The following is an 18245-nucleotide window of genomic DNA, read 5'->3' as shown; positions in this document are numbered from 1 at the left end:
GGGGTTTCCCCATGTGAGAGTAGGTCATCGTCAAGATTAAATTCCGAAACCCCTGATTGCTAACGCAATCAGGGGTTTTGTTTTGGGCGGTCGAAAAGTGTGGCCACGCAACGTATCAGCGTTTCTCACTTGCAGTCTGTGACCGCCTTCAATGCTAAAGTCCATGCCTCGATTTTGCTTTTCCCAAGGAAGCCGTTATGCCGGATGCGACGTCCCTCAGCGCTGGATTCATGGTGGTTCACGGCAACCGCCTCGACGAACTGCGCAGTCTGGTAGTCAGCTGGATGCGCCGTTATCCCCTGGCTCCTCTGGAAAACGAAATTGCCCTGGTCCAAAGCAACGGAATTGCTCAATGGCTCAAGCTGGCCTTGGCCGAAGATCCCGAAGAAGATGATATGGGCGGCTGCGGCATCGCTGCGGCTATCGACGTACAGCTCCCCGGCAGCTTTATGTGGCAGCTCTATCGCATGGTTTTGGGTAAAGATGAAATCCCGCCCAAATCCCTGCTCGATAAAGCCCCGCTGACCTGGCGCCTGATGCGCCTGCTCCCGGAGCTTATCAATCAACCGCACTTCGAGCCCCTGCAACGCTTTCTCACCGACGACACCGACCTGCGCAAACGCTATCAACTGGCAGAGCGCTTAGCCGACTTGTTCGACCAATACCAGGTCTACCGCGCCGACTGGCTGGAAGATTGGGCGGCCGGTCGCCACCAACTGCGCAACGGCCGAGGCGAAGCAAAGCCCCTGAACCCGGCAAACTGCTGGCAGGCAGAACTCTGGCGTGCACTGCTACTGGATGTAGGCGAAGAGGGCATGGCCGAAAGCCGTGCCGGTGTTCACCAGCGTTTTATCGAGCGGATCAACACCCTCGAAAAAGCCCCTCAAGGCCTGCCGTCCCGAGTCATCGTTTTCGGCATCTCATCATTGCCCGCCCAAGCGCTGGAAGCACTCGCCGGCCTGGCACGCTTCAGCCAAGTCTTGCTGTGCGTACACAACCCTTGCCGCCACCATTGGTCTGACATCGTTGCCGACAAAGACCTGCTGCGCAACGAGTACAAACGCCAGGCGCGCAAAGCCGGTATGCCCGTCACCATCGACCCGCAAACCCTGCACCAGCATGCGCACCCCTTGTTGGCCGCCTGGGGCAAACAGGGCCGTGACTACATCAGTCTGCTGGACAGCTACGACGACCCCAACAGCTACCGCGCCGCCTTCCGTGATGGCCGCATCGACCTGTTCAGCGACAGCCAACCCACCACGCTGCTCAATCAGTTGCAGGACGACATCCTCGAACTGCGCCCACTCAATGAAACCCGCGAACTGTGGCCGGGCGTCGATCTGAATCACGACAGCTCCATCCGTTTCCACATCGCCCACAGCGCCCAACGCGAAGTGGAAATCCTCCATGACCAATTGCTCCAACGCTTCAGCGCCGACCCCACACTGCGCCCGCGTGACATCATCGTCATGGTCCCCGACGTCGACAGCTACGCACCGCACATCCGCGCGGTCTTCGGCCAGCTTGAGCGGAACGACCCGCGCTTCATCCCGTTCACACTCACTGACCAAGGCCAACGCGGCCGCGATCCGCTGCTGATCGCCGTCGAACACCTGCTCAAACTGCCGGACAGCCGTTTCCCTGTCAGCGAAATCCTCGACCTGCTCGACGTCCCCGCCTTGCGCGAACGTTTTGCCATCAAGGAGCGCGACCTGCCCACGCTGCACCGCTGGATCGAAGGCGCCGGCATCCGCTGGGGCCTCAACGCCGAACAGCGCGCCGGCCTCGGCCTGCCCCAGGAGCTTGAGCAAAACAGCTGGCGATTCGGCCTACGTCGCATGCTGCTGGGTTATGCTGTAGGCACCGGAATCGCCTGTGATGGCATTGAGCCCTACGATGAAATCGGCGGCCTCGACGCCGCGCTGATCGGCCCATTGGTCGCCTTGCTCGATGCGCTAAACCAGGCCCATCAAGCCTTGTCACAACCGGCAAGCCCCCAAGAATGGGGCGAGCGCCTGCAACGCCTGATGCAGCTGTTCTTCCTGCCCAGCAGCGAGCACGACGACTATCTGCTTGGCCAACTTGAGCAGCTGCGGGAAGACTGGCTGGAAACCTGCGAGTCCGTCGGCCTGCAGGACGAGTTACCCCTTACCGTCGTCCGCGAAGCCTGGCTCGCCGGCCTCGACCAGGGCCGCCTGTCCCAGCGCTTCCTCGCTGGGGCTGTCAATTTCTGCACCCTGATGCCCATGCGCGCCATCCCGTTCAAGCTGGTCTGCCTGCTCGGCATGAACGACGGCGATTACCCGCGCGCCCAACCGCCGCTGGACTTCGACCTGATGGGCAGCGACTATCGCCCCGGCGACCGTTCACGCCGCGAAGACGACCGCTACCTGCTGCTCGAAGCGCTGCTGTCGGCCCGAGATCAGCTCTATATCAGCTGGGTAGGCCGCAGCATCCGCGACAACAGTGACCGCCCGGCCTCGGTATTGATCGGCCAGCTGCGTGACCACCTCGCCAGCGGCTGGCATAACGCAGACACACAAGAACCGCTGCTGGAAGCCATGACCCAGGAGCACCCACTCCAACCCTTCAGCGCCCGCTACTTCCACGAAGGTGATGCGCTGTTCAGCTACGCCCGTGAATGGCAGCTGCTCCACGAAGCACCCGTAGCCTCAGCCAATCAAGACGAACTGGTAGAGCACCACCAGGAAGAACCTCTGAGCCTCGGTCAGTTGCAAGACTTTGTGCGCAACCCCGTCAAACACTTCTTCAGCCAGCGTCTGAAAGTGTTCTTCGAGGCCGCTGAAGTCCCGCTGGCCGATGAAGAACCTTTCGTTCTCGATGCATTGCAACGCTACAGCCTCAGCGACAGCCTGCTCAATGCAGCCTTGGCCCAGCCCGATCACATAGACCAGGCCCTTAACGCCCAAGCCCTGCGCCTGCAAGGCAGTGGCCTGCTGCCCATGGTCGGTTTCGGCGAATGCCTGCGTAATGAGTTGGTCGAGCCATTGCCCGATCTATTGCAGCGTTATCAACACTTACTGGCGCTCTGGCCCACGCCACAAACCGCCGCCGAACCGATCAGTTTTGAGCATCAAGGCATCGAACTCGAAGGCTGGATCAGTGGCCTGCATCGGCGCAGTGATGGCGGATTGTTAAGCGTCACCACCATTCCCAACAGCATCGGCTCGATCAAGACCCGCAAATGGCATCGCCTCATCCGCCCGTGGGTTAATCATGTGGTGGCCTGCGCCTGCGGCTTGCCACTGAGTACCGGGCTGGTTGCCAGTGATGACACCTTGCTGCTGGCCCCGCTGGAAAAAACCATCGCCCGGGAAATACTCGGCAACCTGTTACTGGCCTGGCACACCGGCATGCGCAAACCGCTGCCCGTCGCCGTGAAAACCGCCTTCGCCTGGCTCGGCCAAACCGATCCGGACAAGGCGCAGGCAGCCGCCAGCAAAGCCTATGAAGGCGACGGCCTGACCACCGACGGCGAACGCCGCGAAACCCCGGCGCTCACCCGCCAATTCCCGGATTACGCCTCGCTCATCGCCAGCGAAGAATTCGAAGGCTGGGCCGAAACCCTGTATCGGCCCTTGATCAACGCCCCATGGCGATCACTCAGCAGCGAGGAGGCCAGCGCATGATCGGTAAACCTTTGGCCCTGGCCTTCCCACTCAAAGGCAGCCAGCTGATTGAAGCCAGCGCCGGCACCGGCAAGACCTTCACCATTTCCGCGCTGTACCTGCGCCTGGTGCTTGGTCACGGTGGTGACGAGTCCGGCTTTGGCCGCGAACTGCTGCCACCGCAAATCCTGGTGGTGACCTTCACCGACGCCGCCACCAAAGAGCTGCGCGAACGCATCCGCATCCGCCTGGCTGAAGCTGCACGTTTTTTTCGTGACGAAATCGAGCAACCGGACGCGCTGATTGCCGACCTGCGTGACCAATACCTGCCAGAGCAATGGCCGGCCTGTGCCAATCGCCTGGACATCGCCGCCCAATGGATGGACGAAGCCGCAGTGTCGACCATCCACAGTTGGTGCCAGCGCATGCTGCGCGAACACGCGTTCGACAGCGGCAGCCTGTTCACCCAGACCCTGGAAACCGACCACAGCGACCTGCTCGGCGAAGTATTGCGCGATTACTGGCGGCTGTTCTGCTACCCAATGCACGACGATGCGCTCAACTGGGTACGCAAAAACTGGAGCGGCCCCGCCGCGCTGATGCCACGCGTGCGTGCGCTGTTCGGCAGCGAACGGCCCACCGATGAAACCCGTGAGCCGGCCGAGTTGATCAACGCTTGCTTGCAAGAGCGCCGCCAAGCGTTGGTCGCGCTCAAGGCACCCTGGCAACAATGGGCCATCGAACTGCGCGATATCTGCCTGCAAGCCGTCGCCGCCAAAGCCGTCGACGGCCGCAAGATGCAGGCGCGTTACTTCGAACCCTGGTTCGAAAAGATCAGCGCCTGGGCCGCTGACGAAACCCTCGAACAACTCGACATCGGCACCGGCTTCACCCGCCTTACGCCCGATGGCATGGCCGAAGCCTGGAAGGGCGAGCCGCCGCGCCACCCTGGCATCGACGCCATGGCCAGCCTCAAGGCCAGCCTCGACGCGCTGCCAACGCCCGATGCCGCCGTGTTGCAACACGCCGCCGGTTGGGTCGGTAAACGCTTCGAAGAAGAAAAACGCCGCCGCGCCGAAATGGGCTTCGACGACATGCTCATCCGCCTCAACGCCGCCCTGCAAGCCGACGGCGGCGAGCGCCTGGCCAGTGTGATCCGTGAGCAGTTCCCGGTCGCCCTGATCGACGAATTTCAGGACACCGACCCGGTGCAATACAGCATCTTCGACAGCATCTACCGCATCGAAGAAAACCACCTCGACAGTGGCCTGTTTCTGATCGGCGACCCCAAGCAGGCGATCTACGCGTTCCGTGGCGCCGACATCTACACCTACCTGCGCGCCCGCCAGTCCACCACCGGCCGCCATCACACCCTGGGCACCAACTTCCGTTCCAGCCACGCGATGGTCGAGGCGGTCAACCATGTGTTCCAGCGTGCCGAGACCGGCCGTGGCGCGTTGCTGTTCCGTGAACCGAATGGCGATAACCCGGTGCCGTTCCACTCGGTGCTGTCCCAAGGCCGCAAAGAGCAGTTGCAGGTCGATGGTCAAACCCTGCCGGCGATGAACCTCTGGCACCTGCCCACCGACCAGCCGATTTCCAACGCGGTCTATCGGCAGCAACTCGCGGCGGCCTGCGCTACGCAAATTGTTCAGTTACTCAATGGTGGACAACAAGGCACGGCGGGCTTCGTCAAAGCTGACAGCTTTAAAGGCGTACTCCCGTCAGACATCGCCATCCTGGTGCGCGACGGCAAGGAAGCCCAAGCCGTGCGCGCCGAACTGGCCGCCCGGGGTGTACGTAGTGTGTATCTGTCTGACAAGGATTCGGTGTTCGCCGCCCAGGAAGCCCACGACCTGCTGGCCTGGCTCAAGGCCTGCGCCGAGCCGGACGTCGAGCGCCCGCTGCGCGCCGCCCTGGCCTGCGTCACGTTGAACCTTTCACTGGCAGAACTGGAGCGTCTGAACCAGGACGAACTGGCGTGGGAAACCCGCGTGATGCAGTTCCGTGGTTATCGCGCGATCTGGCGTACCCAAGGCGTGCTGCCGATGCTGCGACGCCTGCTGCATGATTTCAAGCTGCCGCAAACCCTGATTGCCCGCAGTGACGGCGAACGCGTACTGACCAACCTGTTACACCTGAGCGAACTGCTGCAACAGGCCGCGTCAGAGCTGGACGGCGAACAAGCGCTGATCCGCCACCTGGCCGAACATCTGGCGCTGTCGGGTCAGGCCGGTGAGGAACAGATCCTGCGCCTGGAAAGCGACGAACAGTTGGTCAAGGTGGTGACCATCCACAAATCCAAAGGCCTGGAATACGACCTGGTTTTCCTGCCGTTTATCTGCTCGGCCAAGCCGGTGGATGGCAGTCGCTTGCCGCTGCATTACCACGACGAACAGGGCAAATCCCAGGTCAGCCTGCGGCCCACCGCCGAGCTGATTGCCCAAGCCGACGACGAGCGCCTGGCCGAAGACCTGCGGTTGTTCTACGTCGCCCTCACGCGCGCCAAACACGCGTGCTGGTTGGGCATTGCCGACCTCAAGCGTGGCAATAACAGCAGCTCGGTCTTGCACCTGTCCGCGCTGGGTTATCTGCTCGGTGGCGGTGCATCGTTGGGCGAATCCGCCGGTCTGGCGCGCTGGTTGCTGGACTTGCAGGAAGGCTGCGCCGCCATCCACTACACCCACGTGCCCGACGCGCAAGACAGCCTGTTCCACCCGCCGCGCAACGAGGCTACCTTGCTCGCACCGCTACTGCCCAAGCGCAAGGCCGCTGAAAACTGGTGGATCGCTTCCTACAGCGCTTTGAGAATTGGCGACAGCTTGAGCGCCGCAAGCCTTGAAGCGCCGGAAAGCCCACAAGCCCAGAAACTGTTCGACGACGAACGCCTCGACCCCGACGCACCGCGTGAAGTGGCAGCGTCTGGCGGCGACATTCACCGTTTCCCACGGGGCCCTAACCCCGGCACCTTTCTCCATGGCCTGTTGGAGTGGGCGGGCGAGGAAGGCTTCAACGTGACGCCCGAGGCCATCGAAAAAGCCGTGGGCGCACGCTGTAACCGGCGTAACTGGGAAGGCTGGATCGTCACCCTCAGCGGCTGGCTCGGCCATTTGCTGCAAACGCCGCTGCCGGTAGATAACGATCTGGTCGCCCTCAGCAGCCTGCAGCACTACCAGATCGAAATGGAGTTCTGGTTCGCCAGCCACAAAGTCGACGTGCTGGCCCTCGACAAGCTGGTGTGCCAATACACCCATAAAGGCGTGTCCCGAGTGGCCGCCGAACCGGTGCTGCTTAACGGCATGTTCAAGGGCTTTATCGACCTGACGTTCGAACACGACGGGCGCTATTACGTGGCCGATTACAAATCCAACTGGCTTGGGCCTGACGATTCGGCCTACACGCAGGACGCCATGGAACAGTCGATCCTCGAGCATCGGTACGACCTGCAATACGTACTTTACCTGCTGGCCCTGCACCGCCAGTTGAAGGCACGCCTGCCGGATTATGACTACGACCGCCATGTCGGCGGCGCGCTGTACCTGTTCCTGCGTGGCACCCAGGCCACCGGCCAAGGTGCGTATTTCACCCGGCCGCCACGGGAGCTGATCGAAGGCTTGGACCTGTTGTTCCAGGGCAAACCCATACCGCCCAAGGTTGAGCCCGCCTGGGAACAAGGAGTGCTGCTATGAGCCTGTCGCCATTACCGCTTGAGGACCTGCTGCCCCTCAGCCGCGCCGCCGACCTGGTGCAGTTGTTGGAGCGTTGGGTCGACCGTGGCTGGCTGCGCGCATTGGACAAAGCCTTCGTCGGCTTCCTCCACGAACTCGACCCGCAGGCCGACCCGCTGGTATTGCTGGCCGCCGCATTGACCAGCCACCAACTGGGCCATGGCCACGTCTGCCTGGACTTGTTCGAAACCCTTAAAGCGCCAGACTTTGCCCTGTCATTGCCCCCCGAAGGCGACCTGCAAACCGGCGCCATGTTGCTGCCCTCGCAATTGCTCGACGGCCTTGATGGCGCGCACTGGTGCCATGCGCTGGCCGCCAGCCACTTGGTCGCGCTGGCTGTGGATGGCAGTGAATCGGCCCAAAGCCGCCCGCTGGTGCTGTCCGGCAAACGCCTGTATTTGCGCCGCTACTGGACCTACGAACGGCGCATCGACACAGCGTTGCGCCTGCGCCTGGCCACCCAGGAAACTGTCGCCACTGATTTGCCGCAGCGCCTGAACACCTTGTTCGATCAAGCGCCGCCGGACGGCGTGATCGACTGGCAAAAACTCGCCTGCGCCCTGGCCACACGCGCAGCCTTCAGCATCGTCACCGGCGGCCCCGGCACCGGCAAAACCACTACGGTGGTGCGCTTGCTCGCGCTGCTGCAGGCCCCGGCCGTAGAGGCCAGCAGCCCATTGCGCATTCGCCTCGCCGCGCCCACCGGCAAAGCCGCCGCACGCCTCACCGAATCCATCAGCCAGCAAGTGTTGTCGCTGAATGTGCCGGACAGCGTGCGGGAAAAAATCCCCACCCAAGTCACCACGGTTCACCGCCTGCTCGGCAGCCGTCCCGGCACGCGACATTTTCGCCATCACATCGGCAACCCGTTGCCATTGGACGTGCTGGTGGTGGACGAAGCCTCGATGATCGACCTGGAAATGATGGCCAACCTGCTCGACGCGTTGCCGGCCCACGCACGCCTGGTATTGCTCGGGGACAAAGACCAACTCGCCTCGGTAGAAGCCGGCGCCGTGCTCGGCGACTTGTGCCGTGATGCCGAAGCCGGCTGGTACAGCCCCGACACGCGCCAATGGCTGCAAGCGGTCAGTGGCGAAGACCTCAGCGCCAGCGGCCTGCAGGAAGACCTCGAGGGCAGTCATCCGCTCGCCCAGCAAGTGGTCATGCTGCGCTACTCGCGACGCTTCGGCGAAGGCAGTGGCATTGGCCAACTGGCGCGCTGGGTCAACCAGCAAAATGCCGAGGAGGCGCGCAAACTGCTTGCCGCGCGCAGCCACAGCGACCTGTTCTGCTTAAGCCTCAAGGGCGAACACGATCACGCCCTTGAGCGCCTGGTGCTGGACGGGCAGGGCGACGAAGCCCAGGGTTATCGCTATTACCTGAATCTGCTGCAAAGCGCGCGTCCGGCACTCGACACCCCACGCGAAGACGCCGCCTGGACCCACTGGGCGCAACAACTGTTGCAAGCCTTCGACGCCTTCCAGCTGCTCTGCGCCGTGCGCAAGGGCCCGTGGGGTGTGGAAGGTTTAAACCAGCGCATCACCGCCGCCTTGCGCAAAGTGCGGCTGATCGAAGGCGACGACCAATGGTACGAAGGCCGACCGGTGCTGATGACGCGCAACGACTACGGCCTGGGCTTGATGAACGGCGACATCGGCATCGCCCTCAAACTGCCCGAAAGCGACGGTGGCCCGCAGGTGCTGCGTGTGGCTTTCCCACGCAACGATGGCCAAGGCGGCGTGCGTTTTGTACTGCCCAGCCGTCTGAATGATGTGGAAACCGTGTACGCCATGACCGTGCACAAATCCCAGGGCTCGGAATTCACCCACACGGCGCTGATACTGCCGGATGCGCTGAACCCGGTGCTGACCAAAGAGCTGATCTACACCGGCATCACCCGCGCCAAACGCTGGTTCAGTTTGATCGAACCGCGAGCCGGGGTGTTTGAGGAAGCGGTGCGGCGCAAGGTCAAACGCCTGAGCGGGTTGATGCTGGAGTTGGAGGCTGCGCCTGATGAAACTGACTGATCGGTCGTAAAATATTTCTGGTTTAGTTGCCTGATTTTTCTGAAAAAATAGCGGGCTTTGATAAACCCCCAAGTCGTGGGGTTTTCTGCCGCTGTGCTATCGTTGCGGCATCACCCTGTAAAATAGCTGAGAGAATCGCTGCATGAACGTGGCTGTCTCGCCCACAGAGCGCAGTTTGAGCTGGAGACGCATGTTACTGGTGGCGGTGCTATGCCTGCTCGCCCCGCGTGTATTTGCGCAGACGCCCAGCCTGGCGGATCACCGCGCCCAGGCGGTCACCCAAGTGGTACTCGGCATCCTCAGTTATGCCCGTTGGCCGGTGGAGCCTGCGCAACTGCGCTTGTGCATCGTCGGCCCCACCCAATACACCGACGACCTGATCAAAGGCACCACCCAGGCCACTGGCCGCCCGGTAGTGGTGCAGCGCCTGTTGGCCGATAATCCCAATATCGTCAGCGCCTGCGACGCCATTTACATCGGCAAACTCTCCGCCGATGAACGCGGCCGTTTGTTCACCTCATTGATCGGTCACCCGGTGCTCAGCATCAGCGAAGGCGGCGACCAATGCACCGTGGGCAGTCTGTTCTGCCTGCGCGTAAGCGATGAGCAAGTGTCGTTTGAGGTCAACCTGGACTCCGTCGCCCGCAGTGGCGTGCGTATTCACCCCAGCGTGTTGCAACTGTCCCGCCGTCGAGCGCCAGCGCCATGAGTACCGCTAAAGTGCGGCCGACCTTGCGTTCGGTCATTGGCCGTGGGCATTTGATCCTGGCACTGGTGGCCGTGACCCTGGCCAGTGTGTCGCTGACCCTGCTCGGCGTGTTGGCGCTGCGTGTGTATGCCGAGCACAACCTGCACCTGATCGCGCGCTCCATCAACTACACCGTTGAGGCGGCAGTGGTGTTCGACGACAGTGCCGCCGCCACCGAGGCCCTGAGCCTGATTGCCTCCACCGAAGAAGTGGCCCAGGCCGAAGTCTTCGATGCCAACGGCAAGCTGCTGGCGCAATGGATACGGCCCGATACCGGCATGCTCTCCAGGGTTGAACTGGCGGTGGCGCACACCCTGCTCGAACAGCCCATCAGCCAGCCGATCCTGCACCAGGGCCAACCCGTCGGCAGCATTCACTTGATCGGCCATGGCGGCAGCCTGCTGCGTTTCTTGCTCAGCGGCCTGGCCGGGATTCTCATCTGTACCGCGCTCAGCGCCTGGGTCGCGTTATACCTGGCGCGGCGCCTGTTGCAAGGCATCACCCAACCGCTGCAAAGCCTCGCCGCCGTGGCCCACGCCGCCCGCAGCGAGCGCGATTTCGACCGGCGCGTGCCGCCGGCGCAGATCGCCGAACTCGACAGCCTCGGCAGCGACTTCAACGCCCTGCTCGGCGAGATGGAAGCCTGGCAGAGCCACCTGCAAAGTGAAAATGAAACCCTTGCGCACCAGGCCAGCCACGACAGCCTCACCGGCTTGCCCAATCGCGCATTTTTCGAGGGCCGAATGATCCGCGCCCTGCGCAGCGCCGCCAAGGTCAATGAGAAGGTGGCGGTGCTGTTCCTCGACAGCGACCGCTTCAAAGACATCAACGACAACTTCGGCCACGCCGCCGGCGATGCCGTGCTGGTCGCCGTCGCCGAGCGTGTGCGTGCACAACTGCGTGAGGATGACCTGGTGGCGCGCCTGGGCGGTGATGAGTTCGCGATCCTGCTGGCGCCGCTGCACAAGGCCGAGGATGCCCAGCGCATTGCCGACAAGATCATTGCCAGCATGGACAAGCCGATCCCGTTGCCCGGCAATACCCAGGTGTTGACCTCCCTCAGTATCGGCATCGCCATCTACCCCGATCATGGCGCCACTCCCGGCACCCTGCTCAATGCCGCCGACGCGGCCATGTACCAAGCCAAGCGGCTGTCCCAGGGCGGCCAGCAAACGGCGGAGGCGGAGCCTACCGCTGCCAATGTTCAACACAGGAGTTGATCCCTTGTTCTCGAAAACGCGTGTTCTGTTTATCACTTTGCTGGTGGCCTTTTTGGCCCTCGGCGGCTGTCAGACGCCGCCACCCAAAGGCCTGACCCCCGCCCAAGTCGCGGTCCTCAAACAACAAGGCTTTGAACTCACCGACGAAGGTTGGGCGTTCGGCCTGTCCGGCAAAGTGCTGTTCGGCAGCGACGTCGAAAGCCTTAACAAAGCCAGCACTGACATCGTCGAACGCATCGGCAAAGCCCTGACGGGCGCCGGCATCGAGCGCGTGCGCGTCGACGGCCACACCGATGCCTCGGGCAAAGAAACCTACAACCAGCAACTGTCCCTGCGCCGCGCAAAAAGCGTGGGCAAGGTGCTGACCAGCGTGGGCATGAAAGAAGAAAACGTCCAACTGCGCGGCCTGGGCAGCAGCGAACCGGTGGCGTCGAACACCACCGTGGCAGGCCGCACCGAGAACCGGCGCGTGTCGATCGTTGTGATTGCCGACTAAGCACCTCACTCAATCCCAACGTGGCAATGCGGTCAACGGTGGGAGCTGGCTTGCCTGCGATGGCGGTGTATCAGCAGTAGATAAGCTGCCTGACCCACCGCCATCGCAGGCAAGCCAGCTCCCACACTTATTTGTGCCAGACCTGAATCCTGTACCCACCACCCTTCAACTGTCACCGATCGTTCCCACGCTCCGCGTGGGAATGCATCCTGTGACGCTCGGCGTCACGACTTCAAGAGCAGACGCAGAGCGTCCAGGGCGGCATTCCCACGCAGAGCGTGGGAACGATCTGCGATCTAGCCTTTAGCTCGTAGGCGTCATCGCTTGTGTCAGGTCATCCACCACGGCTTTGCCCATCTCACACAGGTAGTGTGCGGCCCAGGCGTATTGCTCGCCGCGTACATCCATGGCGGCTTCCATGGCGAGTTTCTTGGAGTAAAACAGCAGGGTGGAGGCGTGTTCCAGGGCTTGCTCGATGGGCATGCCGGAGTTGACGCGGAACAGTGGTTTTTGGTTTTCGCCGTAATCGCCGAAGGTGACGACGCCGAGGGTGGTGATGGAGGAAAGCGGTGGATCGGGGACGATTTTTGACATGATGTTTCCCAAATTTGCAGTAGGGGGCACCGCGGCATGTCGCTAAACATGAAGAGGTGGCAGCTGTACACGGGTTAGCGAACCGGTAAATTTGGGAACCCGGCAGACCCGAAGGTCTCCCGCGTACAGCCGCCATAAAACGGTAAAGACAGGCAAGAAGCCTGGCAATACTTTGGCATCACATCCCAACTAATCCGAGTCGCTAAACCCGATCGCTGATGAGCAGCGAAGTCAGGAGGCTAGTGACCCAAACGGTAAGGCGCAATAGGGTAGAGAGTCTCTAGGAAACGTCCTGCAAATTAAAGCGAATCGTCGCTGATGGCCCTTTAATCCGCGAACCTCATCTCCCGCGTTTCCCCCATCAACAACCCCGCGTTCTGCTCCGTCACTTCCCTGATGTAATCCCACAACAACGTAATCCGCTTCAGCTTCCTCAAATCCTCCCGGCAATACATCCAGAACTGCCGCGTAATCGCAATCTGCTCGCCCAGCACCGGCAACAACCGTGGGTCTTGCGCTGCCAAAAAGCACGGCAATATCGCCATCGACCGGCCCTGCTGCGCCGCCACGTACTGGGCGATCACGCTGGTACTGCGCAAACTCGCGCTGGCGCCGGGCACCACGTTGGCCAGGTACAACAGCTCCGAACTGAACGCCAGATCATCCACATAGCTGATAAACGGATGCTCGGCCAAATCCGCCGGTTTGCGGATCGGCGGGTGTTGGTCGAGGTAGTCCTGGGTCGCGTACAGCTGCAGTTTGTAGTCGCACAGTTTGCAGCACACATACGGCCCGTGTTCCGGGCGCTCCAGGGCGATCACTATGTCGGCTTCGCGCTTGGACAGGCTGATGAAGTGGGGCAGGGGCAAAATATCCACCGAGATTGCCGGATAAGTGTCGACAAAGTGGCTGAGTTGCGGCGTGACGAAGAAGCTGCCGAAACCTTCGGTGCAGCCCATGCGCACATGGCCGGACAGCGCCACGCCGGAGCCGGAAACCTGTTCGCAGGCCATGTGCAGCGTGCTTTCGATGGACTCCGCATACCCCAGCAAACGCTGGCCTTCGGTGGTGAGCACGAAGCCGTTGGTCCGGGATTTTTCGAACAGCAATGTGCCCAGCGACACTTCCAACGAACTGATGCGCCGCGACACGGTGGTGTAGTCCACCGCCAGGCGCTTGGCGGCGACGCTGGCCTTGCGGGTGCGGGCCACTTCGAGGAAAAACTTCAGGTCATCCCAGTTCAGGGAGCCTAGTGACGTGATGTTTTTTTGCATATTGGACCGGCTTTTATGTGCGTTCTTATTAGAGATTTGCACATCTATACTCCAAAAACAGTCCGAACGCCTCATTTCCCAAGGCGGTTTACGCGCCTTGTCTCTGCATAAATATAAGATTGGAGACCACATGAACGCTTCTGCCGATATTTCCGTGCAACAGGTCAAGTTGCTGATCAACGGTGAATGGGTCGAGTCCAAGACCACCCACTGGCAAGACATCGTTAACCCGGCCACTCAAGAGGTGCTGGCCAAAGTCCCTTTCGCCACCGCCGATGAAGTCAACGCCGCCATTGACGCCGCCCTTCAAGCTTTTCAAACCTGGAAGCTCACGCCGATCGGCGCACGCATGCGCATCATGCTCAAGCTGCAGGCCTTGATCCGCGAGCATTCCAAGCGCATCGCCGTAGTCCTCAGCGCCGAGCAGGGTAAGACCATTGCCGATGCCGAAGGCGATATTTTCCGTGGCCTGGAAGTGGTCGAACACGCGTGTTCCATTGGCACCTTGCAGCTGGGCGAGTTCGCTGAAAACGTCGCCGGTGGCGTCGACACCTACACCCTGCGCCAGCCCATCGGCGTGTGCGCCGGTATTACCCCGTTCAACTTCCCGGCGATGATTCCGTTGTGGATGTTCCCGATGGCGATTGCCTGCGGTAACACCTTCGTGCTCAAACCGTCCGAGCAAGACCCGCTGTCGACGATGCTGCTGGTAGAGCTGGCGCTGGAAGCCGGTGTGCCGGCCGGCGTGCTCAACGTAGTGCACGGCGGCAAGGATGTGGTGGATGCGCTGTGCACCCATAAAGATATCAAGGCAGTTTCTTTCGTCGGTTCGACCGCCGTCGGCACCCACGTGTACGACCTGGCCGGCAAACACGGCAAGCGTGTGCAGTCGATGATGGGCGCCAAGAACCATGCCGTGGTGCTGCCGGACGCCAACCGCGAACACACCTTGAATGCCCTGGTAGGTGCCGGTTTCGGCGCGGCGGGCCAGCGGTGCATGGCCACCTCGGTGGTGGTGCTGGTGGGCGCGGCCAAGCAGTGGCTGCCGGATTTGAAAGCGCTGGCGCAAAAACTCAAGGTCAATGCCGGCAGCGAAGCGGGCACGGATGTCGGCCCGGTGATCTCCAAACGCGCCAAGGCGCGCATCCTGGAACTGATCGAAAGCGGCGTGAAAGAAGGCGCCAAGCTGGAGCTGGACGGCCGCGACATCAAGGTGCCAGGCTTCGAACACGGCAACTTTGTCGGCCCGACCCTGTTCTCGGGCGTGACCACCGATATGCAGATCTACACCCAGGAAATCTTCGGCCCGGTGCTGGTGGTGCTGGAAGTCGCCACGCTGGATGAGGCCATCGCGCTGGTCAACGCCAACCCGTTCGGCAACGGCACTGGCCTGTTCACCCAAAGCGGTGCGGCGGCGCGTAAGTTCCAGAGCGAAATCGATGTAGGCCAAGTCGGTATCAACATCCCGATTCCGGTGCCAGTGCCGTTCTTCAGCTTCACGGGTTCGCGTGGCTCCAAGCTCGGCGACCTCGGCCCGTATGGCAAGCAAGTGGTGCAGTTCTACACCCAGACCAAAACCGTCACCAGTCGCTGGTTCGACGACGACACGGTCAACGATGGCGTCAACACCACCATCAACCTGCGCTGATTTGGGGAGACGATCATGAAGATTGCATTTATCGGCTTGGGCAACATGGGCGCGCCCATGGCCCGAAACCTGCTTTTGGCTGGCAATAAGCTGAATGTGTTCGACGTAAATCCAGGCGTGTTCAAGGAGTTCGCAGAACTGGGCGCCACCGTCGCAGGCTCACCGCGTGAAGCGGCACAAGGCGCGGAGCTGGTGATTACCATGCTGCCCGCCGCCGCCCATGTGCGCAGCGTTTGGCTGAATGAAGACGGTGTGCTCGCCGGGATGGGTGAAGGCGTGCCGGCCGTGGATTGCAGCACCATCGACCCGCAAACCATTCGCGAGGTTGCCGCTGCGGCGGCCAAGCTAGGTGTGGTGATCGCTGATGCTCCAGTCTCTGGCGGCACCGGTGGTGCTAGCGCCGGGACGCTGACCTTCATGGTCGGCGCCACCCCGGAACTGTTCGCCACCCTGCAACCGGTGCTGGCGCAGATGGGCCGCAATATCGTGCATTGCGGCGACGTCGGCACCGGCCAGATCGCCAAGATCTGCAACAACCTGTTGCTCGGCATCAGCATGGTCGGCGTCAGCGAGGCCATGGCCCTGGGCGATGCCTTGGGCATCGACACGCAAGTGCTGGCCGGCATCATCAACAGCTCCACCGGGCGCTGCTGGAGTTCCGATACTTACAACCCATGGCCGGGCGTGATTGAAACTGCGCCGTCGTCCCGTGGGTATACCGGTGGTTTCGGCGCCGACCTGATGCTCAAGGACCTGGGCCTGGCCACTGAAGCTGCGCGCCAGGCCAAGCAACCGGTGATCCTCGGCGCCGTGGCCCAGCAGTTGTATCAATCGATGAGTCAGCGTGGGGAAGGTGGCAAAGACTTCTCGGCCATCATCAACAGCTATCGCAAACCCCAGTAGGGGCGTTTCCGGGAGCCCGCGTCGGGCGGGCTCCCGGGTTTTTGCCGGTGGTTACCACAGAGGCCGTTCGTAGCTCACGATCAAGCGGTTTTCATCGACATTGCGCTCAAAGTTGGAACGCACCACCGCATTGCGCAGGCGGACCTTGACGTTTTTCAGGGTCGGGTTCTGGAATGCATAGGTCACGTCGATATCCCGCTCCCACTCGCGGCCATCCGAGCGCCCCGGGCCGCGGTCGACGTTGCTGCCTGAACCATAGCGCGTAAACATCGACAGGCCGGGAACGCCCAGTGCGGTGAAATCGTAGTCGTAACGAGCCTGCCAGGATTTTTCATCTTTATTGGCGAAGTCGCTGTACTGGAAAAAATTCACCAGCGAAGAGAAGCTGCCCCTGAGTGACGCAAACCCGGTTTTGCCGGCCATGGTCTGATAGGCGCCGGTCCACTTATGTGAGCCCAGTGAGTAGCTCAGTGCGGCGCCCCACATGGTGTTGTCAATGTTGGTGTTGCCGTTGTCGGCAGAGCGCGCGTAACGCAGTTCGCTTTTCAGGCTTTGGTTCTCTGCCACGGGGTAGGTGTGTTGCACAGAGGCTGCGTGTTGGGTGTAGAGGTCATCCAGCGCGCTGCGGTAGTAACTGGCGGTGAGGTGTTTGCTGAAGGCGTAACTGCCGCCGGCAAAGTCGAATGCATTCGATTGGTTCTTGCCCCGCACAACAATGTTTTTGCGTGAACCCGTGCCGACACCCAAGGCTTCAAAGTTGGTGGAGTTGCCTTGGTTGACGTGGGTAATTCTGCCCACATCCAGCGTCAGGTCTTGCAGCTCTTGCGAGCGCAGGTACATGCCCTTGAAGTATTGCGGTTGCAGCGTGCCCAGGTTCTTTTCCAGGATCGGCAGTGACGGCGGGGCCAGCGTGCCGATTTTCAGCGTGCTTTGCGAGGCCCTGAATTTGGCCGTTACGCCTATCTCGCCGTAGCTGTCTTCGGCTTTACCGGACTCACGCACGGGCAGCAGGCCGGTGCGGGTGCGGCTGGCGCTCGAGTCGAGCTTGAACCCCGCCATTGCCAGTACGTCGACCCCCACGCCCACGGTGCCTTCGGTAAACCCCGACTCAAGCTGCAAGGCAAAACCTTGTGCCCACTCCTCGCGCTTGGACTGCGTGGCATCGGGGTCGCGATAGTCTCGGTTGTAGTAGACGTTTTTCAGTTCCAGCTTGCCGGTGCTGTCGTTGATGAAGTCAGCAAAGGCAGAGGGTGCGAGAAAAATGCAGATATTCAGCGTGCATATTTTGGTCAGAACGTTCACTTGGGCAGCCTGCGTGAGAGAGGGGACTCATCGCAGGGTGCTTTAAGGAATTGTGACTCACGCTAGGACTAAGCTGAAGTTAGCCAGGGATTTGTCTGGTGTGATTTACGCGAAGACAAAATACTTACGCACGGTCTCGACCACTTCCCACGTGCCCTTCATGCCGGGTTCCACCACGAAGATATCCCCGGCGCGCAGGTGAATCGGCGCCATGCCTTCCGGGGTGATCACGCAGTAGCCTTCCTGGAAGTGGCAGTATTCCCATTTCACGTATTCCACGTACCACTTGCCCGGTGTGCAGATCCAGGTGCCCATGATTTTGCTGCCGTCTTCGCTGGTGTAGGCGTTGAGGTTGACGGTGTGCGGGTCGCCCTCGAGCTTTTCCCACTTGCAGGCATCCAGGACAGGTAGCGGGTGGGTATCGCGCAGTACGGTGATGGGCTTGGACATGATGGCTCCGAGGCAGGGAATGGAAGCGTCCACCCTAAGGCCTTGGGCGTTGGGCCAGTGGTCTGAACTCGACATCGGGATGCCCAGAAGCGCAGGTGCGTCGTGATTCACCAGGCGCCGCAAACCCCTGTGGGAGCCGGGCTTGCCCGCGATAGCGGAGTGTCAGGTGCTGGAGATGCAAGCTGTGCCGCCGTCATCGCGGGCAAGCCCGGCTCCCACTGGGAAT

General features: G+C 61.5%; 12 protein-coding genes. 8 read left to right on the top strand and 4 right to left on the bottom strand.

Going from position 1 to position 18245, the window contains the following annotated elements; translation table 11 throughout:
- Positions 1-197: 197 nt before the first annotated feature.
- From recC to ASE80_RS07645, 6 genes are all read left to right on the top strand, one after another.
- Complete coding sequence (gene recC, locus ASE80_RS07670) at positions 198-3650, top strand: exodeoxyribonuclease V subunit gamma (RefSeq protein ID WP_056858378.1); 3453 nt, start codon at positions 198-200, stop codon at positions 3648-3650.
- Entirely contained in the window at positions 3647-7318 is a 3672-nt protein-coding gene (gene recB / locus ASE80_RS07665; protein ID WP_056858377.1) for an exodeoxyribonuclease V subunit beta, read from the top strand. The genes recC and recB overlap by 4 nt, the downstream gene beginning before the upstream one ends.
- The gene (gene recD / locus ASE80_RS07660) at positions 7315-9384 is read left to right on the top strand and encodes an exodeoxyribonuclease V subunit alpha (protein WP_056858376.1); all 2070 of its coding nucleotides are present in this window, start codon (positions 7315-7317) and stop codon (positions 9382-9384) included. The genes recB and recD overlap by 4 nt, the downstream gene beginning before the upstream one ends.
- A gap of 142 nt (positions 9385-9526) precedes the next feature.
- Entirely contained in the window at positions 9527-10093 is a 567-nt protein-coding gene (locus tag ASE80_RS07655) for a YfiR family protein (protein ID WP_056858375.1), read from the top strand.
- Complete coding sequence (locus ASE80_RS07650) at positions 10090-11352, top strand: diguanylate cyclase domain-containing protein (RefSeq protein ID WP_056858374.1); 1263 nt, start codon at positions 10090-10092, stop codon at positions 11350-11352. Before ASE80_RS07655 ends, ASE80_RS07650 begins: the two co-directional genes overlap by 4 nt.
- A 4-nt stretch (positions 11353-11356) precedes the next feature.
- Entirely contained in the window at positions 11357-11848 is a 492-nt protein-coding gene (locus tag ASE80_RS07645) for an OmpA family protein (protein WP_056858373.1), read from the top strand.
- A gap of 303 nt (positions 11849-12151) precedes the next feature.
- Here ASE80_RS07645 and ASE80_RS07640 read toward each other — a convergent pair whose 3' ends face one another.
- Positions 12152-12442: a DUF3077 domain-containing protein gene (locus ASE80_RS07640; protein ID WP_017137974.1), complete on the bottom strand. Its 291-nt coding sequence runs from the start codon at positions 12440-12442 to the stop codon at positions 12152-12154.
- 326 nt (positions 12443-12768) lie between these two features.
- Entirely contained in the window at positions 12769-13716 is a 948-nt protein-coding gene (locus tag ASE80_RS07635) for a LysR family transcriptional regulator (protein ID WP_017137973.1), read from the bottom strand.
- A gap of 130 nt (positions 13717-13846) precedes the next feature.
- On the opposite strand from ASE80_RS07635, the gene ASE80_RS07630 reads away from it, so the two are divergent.
- Both ASE80_RS07630 and mmsB read left to right on the top strand, forming a co-directional pair.
- The gene (locus ASE80_RS07630; RefSeq protein WP_056858372.1) at positions 13847-15364 is read left to right on the top strand and encodes a CoA-acylating methylmalonate-semialdehyde dehydrogenase; all 1518 of its coding nucleotides are present in this window, start codon (positions 13847-13849) and stop codon (positions 15362-15364) included.
- A 15-nt stretch (positions 15365-15379) separates the two neighbouring features.
- The gene (gene mmsB, locus ASE80_RS07625; RefSeq protein WP_056858371.1) at positions 15380-16267 is read left to right on the top strand and encodes a 3-hydroxyisobutyrate dehydrogenase; all 888 of its coding nucleotides are present in this window, start codon (positions 15380-15382) and stop codon (positions 16265-16267) included.
- Positions 16268-16318: 51 nt separating this feature from the next.
- Here the strand turns inward: mmsB and ASE80_RS07620 are convergent, their stop codons facing one another.
- The gene (locus ASE80_RS07620; RefSeq protein WP_056858370.1) at positions 16319-17569 is read right to left on the bottom strand and encodes an OprD family porin; all 1251 of its coding nucleotides are present in this window, start codon (positions 17567-17569) and stop codon (positions 16319-16321) included.
- A gap of 105 nt (positions 17570-17674) precedes the next feature.
- Positions 17675-18019 carry a cupin domain-containing protein gene (locus tag ASE80_RS07615; RefSeq protein ID WP_003194115.1) on the bottom strand — a complete coding sequence of 115 codons (345 nt, stop codon included), beginning with the start codon at positions 18017-18019 and terminating at the stop codon, positions 17675-17677.
- Between the last annotated feature and the right edge of the window lie 226 nt (positions 18020-18245).

This window comes from Pseudomonas sp. Leaf15, from assembly GCF_001421425.1.
GTDB lineage: Bacteria > Pseudomonadota > Gammaproteobacteria > Pseudomonadales > Pseudomonadaceae > Aquipseudomonas > Aquipseudomonas salomonii.
This window is presented reverse-complemented; position numbering and strand designations above follow the sequence as displayed.

Bases quoted from the DNA above. Each gene is read 5' to 3' on its own strand.
- ASE80_RS07635 (WP_017137973.1), bottom strand. From the start codon at position 13,716: ATGCAAAAAAACATCACGTCACTAGGCTCCCTGAACTGGGATGACCTG.
- ASE80_RS07615 (WP_003194115.1), bottom strand. From the start codon at position 18,019: ATGTCCAAGCCCATCACCGTACTGCGCGATACCCACCCGCTACCTGTC.
- ASE80_RS07650 (WP_056858374.1), top strand. From the start codon at position 10,090: ATGAGTACCGCTAAAGTGCGGCCGACCTTGCGTTCGGTCATTGGCCGT.
- ASE80_RS07640 (WP_017137974.1), bottom strand. From the start codon at position 12,442: ATGTCAAAAATCGTCCCCGATCCACCGCTTTCCTCCATCACCACCCTC.
- recD (WP_056858376.1), top strand. From the start codon at position 7,315: ATGAGCCTGTCGCCATTACCGCTTGAGGACCTGCTGCCCCTCAGCCGC.
- ASE80_RS07655 (WP_056858375.1), top strand. From the start codon at position 9,527: ATGAACGTGGCTGTCTCGCCCACAGAGCGCAGTTTGAGCTGGAGACGC.
- mmsB (WP_056858371.1), top strand. From the start codon at position 15,380: ATGAAGATTGCATTTATCGGCTTGGGCAACATGGGCGCGCCCATGGCC.
- recB (WP_056858377.1), top strand. From the start codon at position 3,647: ATGATCGGTAAACCTTTGGCCCTGGCCTTCCCACTCAAAGGCAGCCAG.
- ASE80_RS07630 (WP_056858372.1), top strand. From the start codon at position 13,847: ATGAACGCTTCTGCCGATATTTCCGTGCAACAGGTCAAGTTGCTGATC.
- recC (WP_056858378.1), top strand. From the start codon at position 198: ATGCCGGATGCGACGTCCCTCAGCGCTGGATTCATGGTGGTTCACGGC.